Here is a 14,614-nt window from a genome sequence, read left to right as displayed (position 1 = left end):
GGCGTGCTCAGAACCGGTGGCGTATGCCGACCGCGTATTGCGCTTGATGCCAGGAAGGCGTCTCCCAGGCGCCCCGCATATAGCCATACACGGCGTACAGATTGGTGCGCTTGGACAGGTCATACGCATATCCCGCCGAATAGATCTGCTGGGTGTGGGTGGCGCCGTCGCGTTCCAATACCCCACCCCGCGGCAGGCTCGCCTGCCAGGACGCCATCAAGCTACCGGCGCCCTGGCGCCAGACCATGCCGGCCATCAGTCCATGCACCGTGGCGCCAGGAAAGTAACTGCGCTGGCCGGGCGACGGCACGGCCGGGATGGTCGAGCCGTCGCGCATCACCGAGATAGCCGCATACAGCGTGAAGGCATCCAGCGACGCGCGCCCCGCCAGGGTGTAGGCGTCCGGCTGGCGCGCTCCGCCCGCACGCGCCATCGCCGTGGACTGGGCGGTCCCCTCGGCCCAGCGCGCTCGCTCGTGGGTGGCGGCGATGGCGAAATCCGCACGTTCGTAGATCAACGCGGCGCTGTACAGCTTGCTGGTGGATGCAGTGCGGAAACCGCCGCCGCCGTCGTAGTCGAGGCTGGCATCGACACCGGCCCGCCACCCGTTCACCGAGGGACTCCAGTAGGCCACGGCGTGGTCGGCGCGGTTGGCGTTATAGGGCAGCAACGCGGTTTGCGCGCCGGTGATCAGATACGACGCCAGGAAGGCGTCGTAATCGGCCAGCGTCGCCGACGAGACGGATGTCTGGCGGCCCAGCCGCACTTCACCGGCGCGGCTCGACAGTCCCACCCAGGCGGCGCGGCCGAACAGCCGCCCCCCCTGGGCCGACCTGCCATTGTTGGCCAGGACGCCACTTTCCAACTGGAAGTTGGTGCGCCAGCCGTTACCGAGGTCCTCGCCGCCACGCAATCCCCAACGCGATCCCGACTGCACTCCCGACTGCATGTTCAGCGCCGTGCCGCGCTCCTGGGTCGAAAAACCGGCAACGCTCAGGTCCACCACGCCGTACAACGTGACGGGAGCCTGTTGCGCCCCGCTCTCGCACGGTCCGATCAGGATCGCCATGCCCACGGAAAGCTTGCGCAAGACCATCTCCGGCCTCACAAGTACTTGAGCCAGGCGATGTCGCGACGCGCGGCCTTCACACGGCCGAACCATCGCACCGGCCAATAAAGCGCCAGCGCCAGCATTATCGAGATCAGCCATACCGACCCCATGCCCGTCACGCCGAAATACTTGCCCTGGTTCAGCCCCCAGATGCCCTCGCCCGCCAGGTAAAGAGCCTTGAGCACGTACAGGTGCAGCAGATAGAAGAACATGGGCGCCGCGCCAAACACGCACAGCACCCGCACCCAGGCCGCGGCCTGCGCGCGCTCGATCCAGGCCAGCAGGCACAGGCCCAGGCCCAGCGTCAACAACAGGAACATCAGTGACGGCGGATACTTGGTGACGTTCAGAAAGCTCATCACGGTGCGCAATGTGTCTTCCTGCTCGGTCCAGCGCTGGGCTTGCCCGTAGCCATTGATGGCGCGCAGCACCAGGAAGCCCGCCACGGCGCCCAAGCCGGCCAGCCAGAGCAGGCGCCCGCGCCGCGCCGCTGGCACGTCCGCCCGGAACCAGGGCCCCGCCGCGTAACCCAGCGCAATCACGCCGATCCAAGGCAACAGGGGATAGGAAGTGCGCAGGCGCAGTGTGTCGCTCACGATGATCCAGCCCCGGTCGTGCAGCACCGCCCACGGCACATGCAGCGCCTCGCCCGCCGCGAAGTGCAGGCCATCCAGCCCGTTGTGGCCCGCGACGAGCACTGCGCCGACGGCCGCCAGCGCGGCCCGCGGCAGCCACAGCAAGGCCGCCAGGGCGAGCATGGACAGGCCGATCACCCAGATCACCTGCAAGTAGACAACCGAGGGCGGGAACTGGAATGTCCAGGCGAAATTGACAACCAGAAGCTCCAGCGCGACCAGGAAAGCGCCGCGCTTGGCCAGGAAGGCCGCCGTGGCGGCGCGGCTGCCGGCCTTGGCGCCATATAGCCAGGCCGACAGGCCGGTCAGGAAGACAAATACCGGCGCGCACAAATGGGCCGCCAGCCGCGAGAAGAACAGATCCGGCGGCGTGGCCGCGACGTCCATGGGATCGCCCACCTGGTGATGCAGGAAAAATGTCTCGCGCACATGGTCGAGCAGCATGATGACGATGACCAGGCCGCGCAGCGCATCGATGGCGCGCAGGCGTTGGCCGCTTTCGGGGGAAGGGATGGGGAGTACGGCTGCCATGGGGAGGTATCAACGAAGGGCGCCGGCACAGCACCCGGGACGGGCGCAGAGGTGATCGGCTACGGCCAGAATTAGAACGAAATAACGTTCTAATATCAAGTCAATAGCGGGGAGGGACGATGCGAATGGCGCACAGCTTCCCCGGCCGGATCGGCCGGCTCGACGCAGCGCTGGCGGACGCCTACGCCGCCCGCGGCTCGCGCGTCTTGGCGACCGCGACCGACAGCGTGGCCGGCAGCGCCACGCCGTTCTTGACGGCCAGGATCTCGGCCATGATGCTGACGGCGATCTCGGCCGGCGTGCGGCTGCCGATGAAAAGGCCGACCGGCGCCCGCAGGCGCCGCAGCGATTCCTCGGTTTCGTCGAAGTGCTCGATCAGCCGCTGGCGGCGCAGGTCGGTATTGCGCCGCGAACCGATCGCGCCGACATAGAACGCCGGGCTGTGCAGCGCTTCCAGCAGGGCCAGGTCGTCCAGCTTGGGATCGTGGCTCAGCGCCACGATGCAGGTGCGCGTGTCCGGCCGCAAGGCGCGCACGGCATCGTCGGGCATCTCGGTGGTCAGGTGCGCGCCGGGCACCGACCAGGCGCCCAGGTGCTCCACGCGCGGATCGCACAGCGTGACCGCGAAATCGTTGAACAGCGCCATGGTCGCCACATACTCGGCCAGCGCGCCGGCGCCGATGAGCAGCATGCGGTACTGCGGCCCCAGCGTGCTGGACAGCGTGGCGCCGTCGAAACGCAGGGCTTGCGGGGCGTCGGCCGGCGCCTGCCGCACCGCGCCCGTCGCACAGTCGACCGTGCGCTGCATCAACTGCCCCGCTTCCAGCTGCCGCACCAGGGCGTCCAGCGCGGCCAGGTGGGGATCGAACTCCAGCAGCAGTTCCAGGGTGCCGCCGCACGGCAGGCCGAAGCGGTGCGCATCGTCGGCATGGACGCCGTAGCGCACCAGCTCGGGCGCCGAACGCGGCATGCCGGCGCCGCCATGGGCGCGGGTATAGCGCAGCGCCAGGTCGTCCTCGATACAGCCGCCCGAGACCGAGCCGACGCAGCGGCCGTCCTCGCGCAAGGCCATCATCGAGCCCGCCGGCCGCGGCGACGAACCCCAGGTGCGCGCCACGGTGGCCAGCAGCACCCGCTCCCCCGCCGCCGCCCAATCGCGCGCGGCGCGCAGTACGCGTACGTCCACACTTTCCATTCAACCCCCTCCCGGCGACCGCATCATGCCCATCCCGCGGGCTTCAGGCAACGCTGCGCACCGGCAGGCTGCGCACCCGCTTGCCGGTGGCGGCGAAAATGGCGTTGCACAGCGCCGGCGCCACCGGCGGCACCGGCGGCTCGCCCACGCCTCCCGGCGGCAGGGCGTGGTCGTCATTGACCAGGTGCGTGCGGATCACGCGCGGCGACGCGTTGTGGCGCAGCACTTCGTAGTCATAGAAATTGTTCTGCCTGACGCGCCCCTTCTCGAAGGTGATCTCGCCCAGCAACGCCAGGCTCAGGCCCATGATGGCGCCGCCTTCCATCTGCGCGCGGATGCGCTCGGGGTTGATCTGCGGGCCGCAGTCCATGGCCATGTCCACGGCCAGCACCCGCACCTCGCCCTTCTCGTCCACCGCCACCTCGACCACGGTGGCCGTGTAGCTCATGAAGCTGTAGCAGAACGCCAGCCCCAGCCCGTGGCCCTTGGGCATTTCGCGGCCCCACCTGGCGCCACTGGCGGCCGCCTCGATCACGCCGCGCAGGCGGCCGGTGTCGTAGGGATAGCGCTCGGGCGATTCGCTGTAGTTCCAGGTGTCCGCCAGCGTGCCCGGATCGATGCGGCGGGCCGGGCCGATCAGGTCCAGCGCGTATTGCTTGTGGTCCTGGCCGGCGCGATGCGCCAGCTCGGCGATGAAGCACTGCGCCGCGAAGGCATGCGGAATGTTGGCCACCGAACGGAACCAGCCGATGCGGGCGTGGGCGGCGACCTCGGCCGTTTCGACCCGCACGTTCGGGATCACGTAGGGCATGTTGATGGCGGACATGGCCGATTCGAACAACTGCTCGCCCTTGGCGCCCTCGGTGAACAGCGAGGCGATGGTCGGCGCGGCGCTGCGGTGCAGCCACGACTGCACCTTGCCGTCCTGGCCCACCACGGCCTCCAGGTGTTCGGCCGACACGGTATGCAGATAGTCGTGATGGATGTCGTCCTCGCGCGTCCACACCAGCTTGACCGGCGTGCCGGCGGGCATGGCCTGGGCCACGATGGCGGCCTCGTCGACATAGTCCGGCTTGGACTTGCGGCCGAAGCCGCCGCCCAGCAACAGCACGTGGACCTTGACGTTTTCGGGTTTCAGCTTGAGGCGGTTGGCCACCGCCTCCTGCGCCGCGGCGGGATTCTGCACCGAGGTCCAGACCTCGGCCCCGCCGTCCTGGATGCGGACCGTCGCCACCGGCGTCTCCATCGACGCGTGGGCCAGGTGCGGGACGTGGTATTCGGCCGAGAAACGTCCGGCCTCGCCGGCCTTGGCCCAGGCCTGCGGCGCATCGCCCTGGTCGCGCACCACCTTGCCCGGCTTGCGGCTGGCCGCCGTCAGCGTCTCGCGGTAGGCGGCGGAGTCATAGTCCGCGTTGGGGCCGTCGTCCCACTCGATCTGCAGGGCGGCGCGGCCCTGCATCGCGGCCCAGGTATTGCTGGCCACCACCGCCACGCCCCCCAGCGGCTGAAACGCGGGCGCGCCGGCCATGGCGGGAATGTCCACCACCTTCAGCACGCCCGGCACGGCCAGCGCCTTGGCGCTGTCCACCCGGCGCGGCTTGCCGCCCACCACCGGCGGACGCGCCACCACGGCATAGACCATGCCCGGCAGCCGCATGTCCATGCCGTAGATGGCCTGGCCCTTGCCGATGGCCTCCAGGTCGACCAGGCGCACCTGCTCCTTGCCGATGTAGCGGAACTCGGCGCGCGTCTTGAGCTTGAGCGCGTCGCCCTTGGGCACCGGCAGCTTGGCGGCGTCGGCCGCCAGTTCGCCGTAGCCCAGCTTGCGGTCGGTGGGCACGTGGACCACCTGGTGCTGCGTGGCGCGCACCTCGGCCACGGGCACCGCCCAGCGCGCGGCCGCCGCCGCTTCCAGCATCTGGCGGGCCGCGGCGCCCACGCGCCGCATCGGCATCAGGAAGTGGCGCATGCTGCGCGAGCCGTCCACGTTCTGGTTGCCATAGCGCGTCTCGTCGGCATCGGCCTGCACCACCCGCACCCGGTCCCAGGCGGCCTCCATCTCGTCGGCCACCACCATCGGCAGGCTGGTGCGCACCCCGGTGCCCATCTCGGCGCGGTGCGCGATGATGGTCACCGCGCCGTCCGCCGCGATCGAGACGAACGCCAGCGGATCGTCCACCGTGCCGCCCGGCATGGAATCGGCGCCATACTTCCTGGGCGCGTCGGCCGCCCACACCGCGCTGACCAGGCCATTGCCCGTCACCGCCAGCGTCAGCGCGCCCAGGCCGCCCTTGAGGAACCCGCGCCGCGAGGCCTGCATCGTGGTCGTCATCATTTGCCTCCCTGGGCCAGCTGGGCCGCCGCCTGCTTGATGGCGGCGCGGATTCGGGGATAGGTGCCGCAGCGGCAGATGTTGCCGCTCATGGCTTCGTCGATCTGCTGTTCGGTGGGCGCTGGCGTGGTCTTGAGCAAGCCCACCGCCGTCATGATCTGGCCGGCCTGGCAATAGCCGCACTGCGCCACGTTGTTTTCCACCCAGGCGCGCTGCACGCTGCGGCCGACCGGGTCGGCCTCCATGCCCTCGATGGTGCCGATCGCCCGGCCCGCCGCGGCGGACACGGGCGTCACACAGGCGCGCGTCGGCTGCCCGTCCAGGTGGGTGGTACAGGCGCCGCACAGCGCCATGCCGCAGCCGAACTTGGTGCCGGTCATGCCGAGCTCATCGCGCAGCACCCACAGCAAGGGCATGTCGTCGGGAACGGAGACTTCCTTGGTCTGGCCGTTGACTTGCAATCGTGTCATGGCGAACTCCTCGTGGGTGGGGCGCGGGGCGGGGGGACGGCGGTCAGCCGTTCAAGGTGGCGTTGTCGATGACGAAACGGTACTTGACGTCGCCCTTGAGCATGCGCTCGTAGGCGGCGTTGATCTCGTCGGCGCGGACCATCTCGATGTCGGCGACGATGCCGTGTTCCGCGCAGAAGTCGAGCATTTCCTGGGTCTCCGGAATGCCGCCGATCATGGAACCGGCGAGCGAGCGGCGCTTCATGATGAAGTTGAAGACGTTGGGCGACGGATGCGGCGTGGCCGGCGCGCCCACCAGCGTCATGGTGCCGTCGCGCTTGAGCAGCGCCAGGAAGGCATCCAGGTCGTGCGGCGCGGCCACGGTATTCAGAATGAAGTCGAAGCTTTGCAGGTGCGCCGCCATGTCGTCAGCGTTGCGCGACACCACCACCTCGTCGGCGCCCAGCTCGCGGGCGGCCGCGCGCTTGCCATCGGAAGTCGTGAACGCCACCACGTGAGCGCCCATGGCATGGGCCAGCTTGATGCCCATGTGTCCCAGCCCGCCCACGCCGACCACGCCCACCTTCTTGCCCGGCCCCGCGTTCCAGTGGCGCAGCGGCGAATAGGTGGTGATGCCGGCGCACAGCAGCGGCGCCACGGCGGCCAGTTGCTCGGCGGGGTGGCGGATGCGCAGCACATAGCGCTCGTGCACGACGATCTTCTGCGAATAGCCGCCCAGGGTCCAGCCCGGCTCGTCGGCCGTGGGGCCGTTGTAGGTGCCGACCATGGCGTCGCAGTAATTCTCCAGGCCGTCGGCGCATTCAGCGCAATGCCCGCAGCTGTCGACGATGCAGCCCACGCCCACCAGGTCGCCCGGCTTGAAACCCTGCACGTGCGCGCCAACGGCGGCGACCCGCCCGACGATCTCGTGGCCGGGGACACAGGGGTATTGGGTGCCTTCCCATTCCGAACGCACCTGGTGCAGGTCGGAATGGCAGATGCCGCAGAAAGCGATGTCGATCTGGACATCGTGCGCGCCCGTGGCGCGGCGGGTGATTTGCAGCGATTCGAGGGGCTGATCGCTGGCATGGGCGCCGTAGGCTTTAACAAGCATTGCAGACTCCGTGTGCTTGGCCAAAAAAGGCATTTTCCGCAATCGCGGCATGACTCCGGTAGCGCATTTCGCTGGATTTCTTGCCTGATCCTCTGGAACAACAACCGCTCTGGTATGCAAGGCCGCGGCCTGCGGGTACAGTGCCCCCGGAGGCTACCGATCCATGACACGCAACCCCGATGCGGCGGCGCACCACGCCCTTTCGTACCAGACCCTGGCACGCGCCATCGACGCCCGCACCCATGGCACGGGCGACTTCGACACCGCCATCCCCGGCCTGGGCTTCTTCCGGCGCGAGGCCGTCTCGCGCGCCTGCAGCTGCCTGGTCGAACCCAGCCTGGTGCTGGTGGTGCAAGGCGCCAAGCAGATGTGGGTGGGCGGCGAGGCGTTTGCTTACGATACCTCACGCTTCCTCATTACGTCACTGGATTTGCCGGCCGACTCGGAAGTCACGCTGGCCAGCCCGGAACAGCCCTGCCTGGGCCTGGCCCTGAAGCTGGACCTGCGCGTGCTGGCCGAACTGATCGCGCAGGGCGGCATGCTGGCTCCGCGCGAGCGGGCGCTGGGCGTCGGCGCGGGCATCGGCACGGTCACCCCCGCCCTGCTGGCGCCGTTCGAGCGCCTGCTGGCCCTGCTGGACGAACCCGACGCGATCGAGGTGCTGGCGCCGCTGGTGCTGCGCGAACTGCATTTCCGACTGCTGCAGAGCGACCAGGCGGCCAAGCTGCGCCAGATCACCGCCGTCGACGGCCAGGGCCAGCGCATCGCGCGGGCCATCGAATGGCTCAAGCAGCACTACGCCCGGCCCTTGCGGGTGGAAGAACTGGCCGCGCGCGTGCAGATGAGTCCGCCGACGTTCCACCATCATTTCCGCCAGCTCACCGCCATGAGCCCCTTGCAGTACCAGAAATGGCTGCGGCTGAACGAGGCGCGGCGGCTGATGCTGAGCGACTACCTGGACGTGGCCAGCGCCGCGTTCAAGGTGGGCTATGAAAGCCCGTCGCAATTCAGCCGCGAATACAGCCGCCTGTACGGCGCGCCGCCCAAGCGCGACATCGCGGCATTGCGCGGGCAGGCCGATCTGGCGCGACAGGAATGAGCGTCCGAGGACCGATCGCGCTAGCATGAAGGTTCCGCAAGCCTTGCACTGACCGGAGCCATCATGGAAAAAGCCAAATGGGATTTCCAGATCGAACGCCCCTGGGAAGACCACGGCGTCTGGCGCATCGCCTACCTGCTCATCTCGCCTGTCGCCGGCACGCCGGACGAACGCATCACGCTCGACGAGCACTTCGCTTCCGCCCAGGTCGCCATCGACGAAGCCACGCGGCTGGCGCAGATCCACGCCGCCGACCTGAGCGGCGGCACCGCCACCTTCGAAGCGCCGACCGACGCCGAGGTGCCGTTCGGCAAGCACCCGCGCTTCTAGCGCCGCCGGCCGGGAGCGGCGCTTGCTGGTGACGGGTCCTGGCCAATCGCGGCCCCCGCCACCAGGAGCCATCATGTCCCCCTCGCGCATTCCCGACCCCGTCTCTTCGCCGCCCGCCGGTCCCAGCGACTCCTCGGACTCCCCCAGCGACCTGCCCGCGTCCGCGCCATCGACCGACAGCGACGCGCAAGGCACCGGCGCGCGGCCCGCGGCCGATCCCCTGGCCTCCGAGGACGCCGGCCGCGACATCGCCCCCGACGAGGTCGTGGACGAGAGCGAAGCCGGCCTGGCGCATACGCAGCCCGATGCCGTCCGCAACGGCGGCCGGCCCGACGCGACGCCCGCCTCCCAGACACCATCGGACGACGCATAAGCGGCCCCTGCGGAGGCGGCGCGCCGCCTCCACACGTCCGATTTCTCCGCCGACGGGCCGCGCGGCAGGCAACAAAACCTGGCACTTGCAACAGAGCGTGGCGCCGGCGCCAACGCTCGCCCCGTCGCGCGTATGCTCATGGCGGCACCACCAAAAAGCGATAAACCGGCAGGGGACATGCCTCTTTTCCATTCCGATGGCGGACATGCCATGGCCCTTGCGCATCCGGAGAGGAGAAGACAGTTGGCAAACACCCCCAATACCGAACTGAAGGGCGGGCTCAAGTCCCGCCATCTCACGATGATGTCCATCGCCGGCGTGATCGGCGCGGCGCTGTTCGTGGGGTCCGGCAAGCAGATCGCCCTGGCCGGCCCCGCCGTCATCCTGGCCTACCTCGGCGGCGGCATCCTGGTCATCCTGGCCATGCGCATGCTGGGCGAGATGGCCGTGGCGCAGCCGGACACCGGCTCGTTCTCGACCTACGCCGACCGCGCCATCGGGCGCTGGGCGGGCTTTACCATCGGCTGGCTCTACTGGTACTTCTGGGCCCTGCTGATGGGCTGGGAAGCCTACGTCGCCGGACAGATCCTGCACGGCTGGTTCCCGATGGTGCCGGCCTGGGGCTATGCGCTGCTGGTGACGGTGTCGCTGCTGATCGTCAACTTCCTGAACGTGCGCAACTACGGCGAATTCGAATTCTGGTTCGCGCTCATCAAGGTGGTGGCCATCGTGCTGTTCCTGGTGATGGGCAGCCTGGCGCTGGCGCACCTGTGGCCGTGGGGCGCCGCCAACGGCTGGGATCACCTGACCAGCCAGGGCTTCATGCCCAACGGCCCGAAGGCCGTGGTGGTGGCGCTGCTGGGCGTGATGTTCGCCTTCATCGGCGCCGAGATCGTCACCGTGGCCGCCGCCGAATCGGCCGACCCGGGCCGCGAAATCATCAAGACCACGCGCTCGGTGGTGTGGCGCATCTGCCTGTTCTACGTGGGCTCGATCTTCATCGTGGTCTGCCTGGTGCCGTACAACGCGCCCGGGCTGACACAGCCGACCCAGGGTACCTACAACGTCGCGCTCGACGCGCTCGGCATTCCGCATGCGCAGCTGATCGTCAACTTCATCGTGCTCACTTCGGTGTGCAGCTGCTTCAATTCGGCGCTGTACACCGCCTCGCGCATGCTCTATTCGCTGGCCCGGCGCGGCGACGCCCACCGCGTCATGCAGATCACCGGGCGCAAGACCGGCACGCCCTATGTCGGCGTCATCATCTCCAGCCTGTTCGCCTTCGCCGCCGTCTGGATGATGGCGACCTCGAAAATGGACGTCTATGACGTGCTGATGCAGGCCACCGGCACCATCGCGCTGTTCGTCTACCTGGCCATCGCCTTCTCGCAATTGCGCATGCGACAGCGCCTGCAGGCGCGCGGGGTGCGGCTGGAATTCAGGATGTGGCTGTTCCCGTGGCTGACGTATGCGGTGATCGTCTGCATCATCGCCGCCCTGGTCACCATGGTGATCGAAGGCACCTATCGCAACGAGGTGGTCTACACCTCGATCCTGGCCGGCGTCATCGTCGCCATGGGCATCGTGGCGCAGGTGTTCGGCATCGGCGCGCGCGCCCGGGGCGAGGCGGAACTGGCGCCGGCGGGAGCCGAGTAAGCGGCAAGTCCGTACCCGAGGCCCGGCCCCGGTCAACGCGACCGGGCGCCGAGGCCGCCTACCCGCCCGAATCCGGCTTGAAGTCCAACGCCTTCATGGCCGCGCCAAGCGCCTGCGGGGCGTAGTCGTCCCACGGCGAGTCGCCGACAGCCAGGCGCTCATGGATGTTGGCGATGGTCCACTGGTCGCTGGCCCGGACCTCGTCCAGTTCCTCCCACGCCAGCGGCACCGACACCCCCATCCCCGGCCGCGCGCGCGCCGACCAGGCCGCCACCGTGGTGGCGCCGAAGCCATTGCGCAGGTAATCGGCGAAGATCCGGCCAACCCGGTTCTTCGGACCGCTCTTGGCTACGAACACCTGCGGCAGCGTGCGCGCCAGATGCTGAACGATGGCCTGCGAGAACGCCTTGACCGTGTCCCAGTCGTATTGCCGGCGCAGCGGCACCACCACGTGCAGGCCCTTGCCGCCGCTGGTCTTGAGCCAGGCCCGCAGGCCGATCTCGGTCAGCAGCACGCGCAGCAATTGCGCGCCCCGCCGCACCGCGTCCCAGGTAACGCCCTCGCCCGGGTCCAGGTCGAACACCATGCGGTCGGGCTTGCCGATGGCGCGCTTGACCGCGTTCCAGGTATGGAACTCCACCACGTTCATCTGCGCGGCCGACATGATCGCCTGCGGCGTCGGCAGTTCCATCAAGGGCGGGTGGTCCGGATCCAGGGCCTGCGGCAATGCCTTCACGCCTGGCATCGGCGCCTCCAGGTGCTTCTGGAAGAAGAACTCGCCCTTGATGCCCGCCGGCGCGCGCAGGAACGACACCGGCCGGTCCTTCAGGTGGCGCAGCAGCAGCGGCGCCACCAGGCCGTAGTAGCGGGCCAGGTCCAGCTTGGTCAGGCCGGTGGACGGGTCGATGACGCGTTCGGGATGGGTCAGCTTGCCGGCGGCGGTGGCCGTCCTTGCGCGCTGGGCCGATGTGGCGGCCATGGTCTTGCGGGCCGTCTTGCCAGCCGCCGTTCCGGTCCCTTTGCCGGCCGCCGCGCCTGTCGCATTCTTCGCGGCTGTCGCGCCGCGCTGGCGGGCCGCCTTGCCCGCGGTGTTGCCGCGGCCATGCCGCGCCCCGGCGTCCCGCGTCGTCTCCGCGTCCATCGCCACCTCCCTGGTAATCGCCCGCGCCGGCTTGTCGGTGCGCAGCCCACGGAACACGGGATGGCGCACGTGGCCCGATTCCGTCCATTCCCCGAACGACACTTCCGCCACCAGCTCGGGCCGCACCCAGTGCGTGCCGCGACCGATGCCACGGGCGTCGACACTGGCCCGGCGTGTTTCCAGCGCCGCCAACCGGTCCCGCAGCGCGGCCAGTCCGGCGTCGTCGAACCCGGTGCCCACCTTGCCGGCGTACATCAGTTCGCCGGCCTCGTCGTGATAGGCCAGCAGCAGCGCGCCCAGCCCCACCCGCGCCCCCTTGGGATCGGTGTAGCCGACCACGACAAACTCCTGCCGCCGCGCGCACTTGAGCTTGATCCAGCTGTCGCTGCGCCGCGATACGTACGGCGACGACAGGCGCTTGGCGATGATGCCTTCCAGCCCCATCTTGCAGGCCGATGCCACCAGGTCGGCCGGGGCCGCGTCGAACGCGTCGCTGAAACGCAGGGGGTCGCCCCCCGCGGCTTCCATCACCCGCGCCAGCACCGCGCGGCGCACCCGCAGCGGTTCGCCGCGCAGGTCGCGGCCGGTCACGTAAGGCAAGTCGAACACATAGAACAGGATGCCGCTGGTGCGCTCGCCGTCGAAGGCGTTCTGCAAGGCCTGAAAGCTGGGCGCGCCGTTGTCGGCCAGCATCACGATCTCGCCGTCGAGCCATGCGGTTTCCAACGGCATGCGCCGCAGCGCCGCCGCCAGGTGCGGCAGCTTCGGCGCCCAGTCGTGGCCGTTGCGCGTGTACAGGCGCACCTCGCCGTGGTCCAGCCGCGCCAGCAACCGGTAGCCGTCGAACTTCATCTCGTACAGCCAGTCATCCCGCGCCTGGGACGGCACGCCTTCCGCCAGCGTGGCCAGCTGTGGCTTGAGCTGCCGCGGCAGGTCGGCCGGCTCGCCCGGCAGCTGGCCGGATGGCGGCGGATCGTCGGGCGGCGCCATCGCGGATGGGGCGGCGGCGGGCACGGGGCGCCCGCCAGCGGCTGGCGACACCACGCTGTCGGGCTGTTCGTCCACCACGCTGAACTCGCTTTCGGCGCGGGCGTAGTCGTCGCGGTCCTTCACCAGCAGCCAGGGCGGCTGCTTCTCGGAGCCCCGCCCCTTCATGCGGATCAGCGCCCAGCGCCCGCGCAGCTTGACGCCATGCAGGTCGAACTTGAGGTGGCCGCGCTCGTAGCCCTCGGCCGGATCGCCCACCGGCGACCAGGTGCCGCGATCCCAGATGATGACCTTGCCGGCGCCGTACTGGCCTTTCGGAATCTCGCCCTCGAAGCGGTTGTAGGCGATGGGATGGTCTTCGACCTGCACCGCCATGCGCTTGACCGACGGGTCGTAGCTGGGTCCCTTGGGCACGGCCCAGCTCTTCATGGCCCCGTCCAGTTCCAGCCGGAAGTCGTAGTGCAGGTGGCTGGCCCAGTGCTTCTGGATCACGAAGGCGCGCGCGGCCTCGTTGGCCTCGCCGCCGCCCGCCGGCTCCGAGGTCACCTTGAAGTCGCGCTTGGCGCGGTACTTCGCCAGGGTATCGGCCATGGTCACGCCGCCTTGCGGGTCTTGGCCGGGGCGCCGGCCTTGCCTGCCGCTTTGCCGGCCGCCTTGCCGCTGGCCGCCTTCGTGGTTGTCTTCGGGGTCGACTTGGAAGTCGCCTTGTTGGCGGATTTGGTGGCGGATTTGGTGGCGGATTTGGCGGCGGATTTGGCGGCCCCCTTCCTGGCAGTCTTCTTCGCCGCCGTCCGCGCCCCCGCCCCGTCCGACGCCTTGCCCGACGCGCGCCCCTTCAGGCTGCGCTGCAGCAATTCGGTCAGGTCGATGACGTTATCGGCATAGGCCGGCGATTCCTCTCGCGGCTCGATCACCGTCTCGGTCTTGCCCGCCTTGACCTTGCGCGCCACCAGGTCCATGACGGCGGCCTTGAACTCATCCTTGTACTGCTCCGGATCCCAATGGCCGGACATGTCGTCGACCAGCATCCGCGCCATCTTCAGTTCGCTGGCGCTGGGCGCCGTGGCCTTGGCGCCGGACTTGGGCAGGTCCAGGTCATCGGCGGCCTTGACCTCGTCGCCCCAGCGCATCAGGTTGAGCACCAGCGCATCGCCCGCCGGGATCAGCGCCGCCAGGTGCTGTTTGGTCTGGATCACCACCCGGGCAATGCCGATCTTGCCGGTCCTGGCCAGCGTATCGCGCAGCAAGGCGTAGACCTTCTGGCCCTTGTCGATCGGCGCCAGGTAGTAGGGCCGCTCCAGATAGACGAACGGCACCTCGCCGGCCTCGACGAACTGCTGGATCTCGATGGTCTGGGTGGTGCGCGGGTAGGCGTCGGCGATCTCTTCGGGCGAGATGATGACGTACTGGCCGTCCTCGTATTCCACGCCCTTGACGATGTTGTCCTTGTCGATCTCCTTGCCGGTGCGCTTGTTGATGCGCTTGTAGCCGACCGGGTCCATCGAGCGCTTGTCGAGCCAGTCGAAATCCACGCCGGATTCGGTGGTGGCCGTGTGCAGGCCCACGGGAATATGCACCAGCCCGAACGAGATCGCGCCTTTCCAGATGGTTCGCGTCGCCATGATGCCGCTCTCCTTCGGGGCGCCGCTGCCGCCCCGTCC

At 69.1% G+C, this 14,614-nt stretch carries 12 protein-coding genes; 4 read left to right on the top strand and 8 right to left on the bottom strand.

Annotation, left to right across the window (positions count from 1 at the left end; translation table 11 throughout):
- Window positions 1-7: 7 nt before the first annotated feature.
- From HV742_RS22480 to HV742_RS22455, 6 genes are all read right to left on the bottom strand, one after another.
- The gene (locus tag HV742_RS22480; protein ID WP_175146394.1) at window positions 8-1,090 is read right to left on the bottom strand and encodes a porin; all 1,083 of its coding nucleotides are present in this window, start codon (window positions 1,088-1,090) and stop codon (window positions 8-10) included.
- Window positions 1,091-1,104: 14 nt separating this feature from the next.
- Window positions 1,105-2,277, bottom strand: coding sequence for an acetyltransferase domain-containing protein (locus tag HV742_RS22475; RefSeq protein WP_175146393.1), 1,173 nt, complete (start codon window positions 2,275-2,277; stop codon window positions 1,105-1,107).
- A 181-nt stretch (window positions 2,278-2,458) separates the two neighbouring features.
- Window positions 2,459-3,472: an XdhC family protein gene (locus HV742_RS22470; RefSeq protein ID WP_175146392.1), complete on the bottom strand. Its 1,014-nt coding sequence runs from the start codon at window positions 3,470-3,472 to the stop codon at window positions 2,459-2,461.
- Window positions 3,473-3,515: 43 nt separating this feature from the next.
- Window positions 3,516-5,804 (bottom strand): xanthine dehydrogenase family protein molybdopterin-binding subunit, encoded by a 2,289-nt coding sequence (locus HV742_RS22465; protein WP_175146420.1) that lies wholly within the window; start codon window positions 5,802-5,804, stop codon window positions 3,516-3,518.
- A complete protein-coding gene (locus HV742_RS22460) occupies window positions 5,804-6,274 on the bottom strand; it encodes a (2Fe-2S)-binding protein (RefSeq protein ID WP_054417364.1) in 471 nt (156 codons plus the stop codon). Before HV742_RS22460 ends, HV742_RS22465 begins: the two co-directional genes overlap by 1 nt.
- A 43-nt stretch (window positions 6,275-6,317) precedes the next feature.
- Entirely contained in the window at window positions 6,318-7,367 is a 1,050-nt protein-coding gene (locus HV742_RS22455) for an NAD(P)-dependent alcohol dehydrogenase (RefSeq protein ID WP_054417363.1), read from the bottom strand.
- A 163-nt stretch (window positions 7,368-7,530) separates the two neighbouring features.
- On the opposite strand from HV742_RS22455, the gene HV742_RS22450 reads away from it, so the two are divergent.
- The 4 genes from HV742_RS22450 to HV742_RS22435 all read left to right on the top strand — a co-directional run bounded on the left by HV742_RS22450 (window position 7,531) and on the right by HV742_RS22435 (window position 10,825).
- On the top strand, window positions 7,531-8,466 hold the full coding sequence (locus HV742_RS22450; RefSeq protein WP_175146391.1) for an AraC family transcriptional regulator: 936 nt from the start codon (window positions 7,531-7,533) through the stop codon (window positions 8,464-8,466).
- A 63-nt stretch (window positions 8,467-8,529) separates the two neighbouring features.
- A complete protein-coding gene (locus HV742_RS22445) occupies window positions 8,530-8,796 on the top strand; it encodes a hypothetical protein (protein WP_054417361.1) in 267 nt (88 codons plus the stop codon).
- A 73-nt stretch (window positions 8,797-8,869) separates the two neighbouring features.
- A complete protein-coding gene (locus HV742_RS22440) occupies window positions 8,870-9,169 on the top strand; it encodes a MatE family transporter (protein WP_175146390.1) in 300 nt (99 codons plus the stop codon).
- Between the two features lie 210 nt (window positions 9,170-9,379).
- Entirely contained in the window at window positions 9,380-10,825 is a 1,446-nt protein-coding gene (locus tag HV742_RS22435; protein ID WP_437340597.1) for an amino acid permease, read from the top strand.
- 58 nt (window positions 10,826-10,883) lie between these two features.
- On the opposite strand, the gene ligD is transcribed toward HV742_RS22435, so the two are convergent.
- Complete coding sequence (gene ligD / locus HV742_RS22430; RefSeq protein WP_175146388.1) at window positions 10,884-13,544, bottom strand: DNA ligase D; 2,661 nt, start codon at window positions 13,542-13,544, stop codon at window positions 10,884-10,886.
- Window positions 13,545-13,546: 2 nt separating this feature from the next.
- Window positions 13,547-14,575 carry a non-homologous end joining protein Ku gene (ku, locus tag HV742_RS22425; protein WP_175146387.1) on the bottom strand — a complete coding sequence of 343 codons (1,029 nt, stop codon included), beginning with the start codon at window positions 14,573-14,575 and terminating at the stop codon, window positions 13,547-13,549.
- Window positions 14,576-14,614 lie beyond the last annotated feature (39 nt).

Source organism: Achromobacter ruhlandii, assembly GCF_902859695.1.
In the GTDB taxonomy this organism is placed as follows: domain Bacteria; phylum Pseudomonadota; class Gammaproteobacteria; order Burkholderiales; family Burkholderiaceae_B; genus Achromobacter; species Achromobacter ruhlandii.
Note: the sequence above shows the minus strand (reverse complement) of the source record. Positions and strands in the feature narration are given on the sequence as shown.

Coding starts and splice junctions, on each gene's coding strand:
- HV742_RS22460 (WP_054417364.1), bottom strand. CDS start 6,274: ATGACACGATTGCAAGTCAACGGCCAGACCAAGGAAGTCTCCGTTCCC.
- HV742_RS22445 (WP_054417361.1), top strand. CDS start 8,530: ATGGAAAAAGCCAAATGGGATTTCCAGATCGAACGCCCCTGGGAAGAC.
- HV742_RS22450 (WP_175146391.1), top strand. CDS start 7,531: ATGACACGCAACCCCGATGCGGCGGCGCACCACGCCCTTTCGTACCAG.
- HV742_RS22475 (WP_175146393.1), bottom strand. CDS start 2,277: ATGGCAGCCGTACTCCCCATCCCTTCCCCCGAAAGCGGCCAACGCCTG.
- ligD (WP_175146388.1), bottom strand. CDS start 13,544: ATGGCCGATACCCTGGCGAAGTACCGCGCCAAGCGCGACTTCAAGGTG.
- HV742_RS22470 (WP_175146392.1), bottom strand. CDS start 3,472: ATGGAAAGTGTGGACGTACGCGTACTGCGCGCCGCGCGCGATTGGGCG.
- ku (WP_175146387.1), bottom strand. CDS start 14,575: ATGGCGACGCGAACCATCTGGAAAGGCGCGATCTCGTTCGGGCTGGTG.
- HV742_RS22440 (WP_175146390.1), top strand. CDS start 8,870: ATGTCCCCCTCGCGCATTCCCGACCCCGTCTCTTCGCCGCCCGCCGGT.
- HV742_RS22465 (WP_175146420.1), bottom strand. CDS start 5,804: ATGACGACCACGATGCAGGCCTCGCGGCGCGGGTTCCTCAAGGGCGGC.
- HV742_RS22455 (WP_054417363.1), bottom strand. CDS start 7,367: ATGCTTGTTAAAGCCTACGGCGCCCATGCCAGCGATCAGCCCCTCGAA.
- HV742_RS22435 (WP_437340597.1), top strand. CDS start 9,380: ATGGCCCTTGCGCATCCGGAGAGGAGAAGACAGTTGGCAAACACCCCC.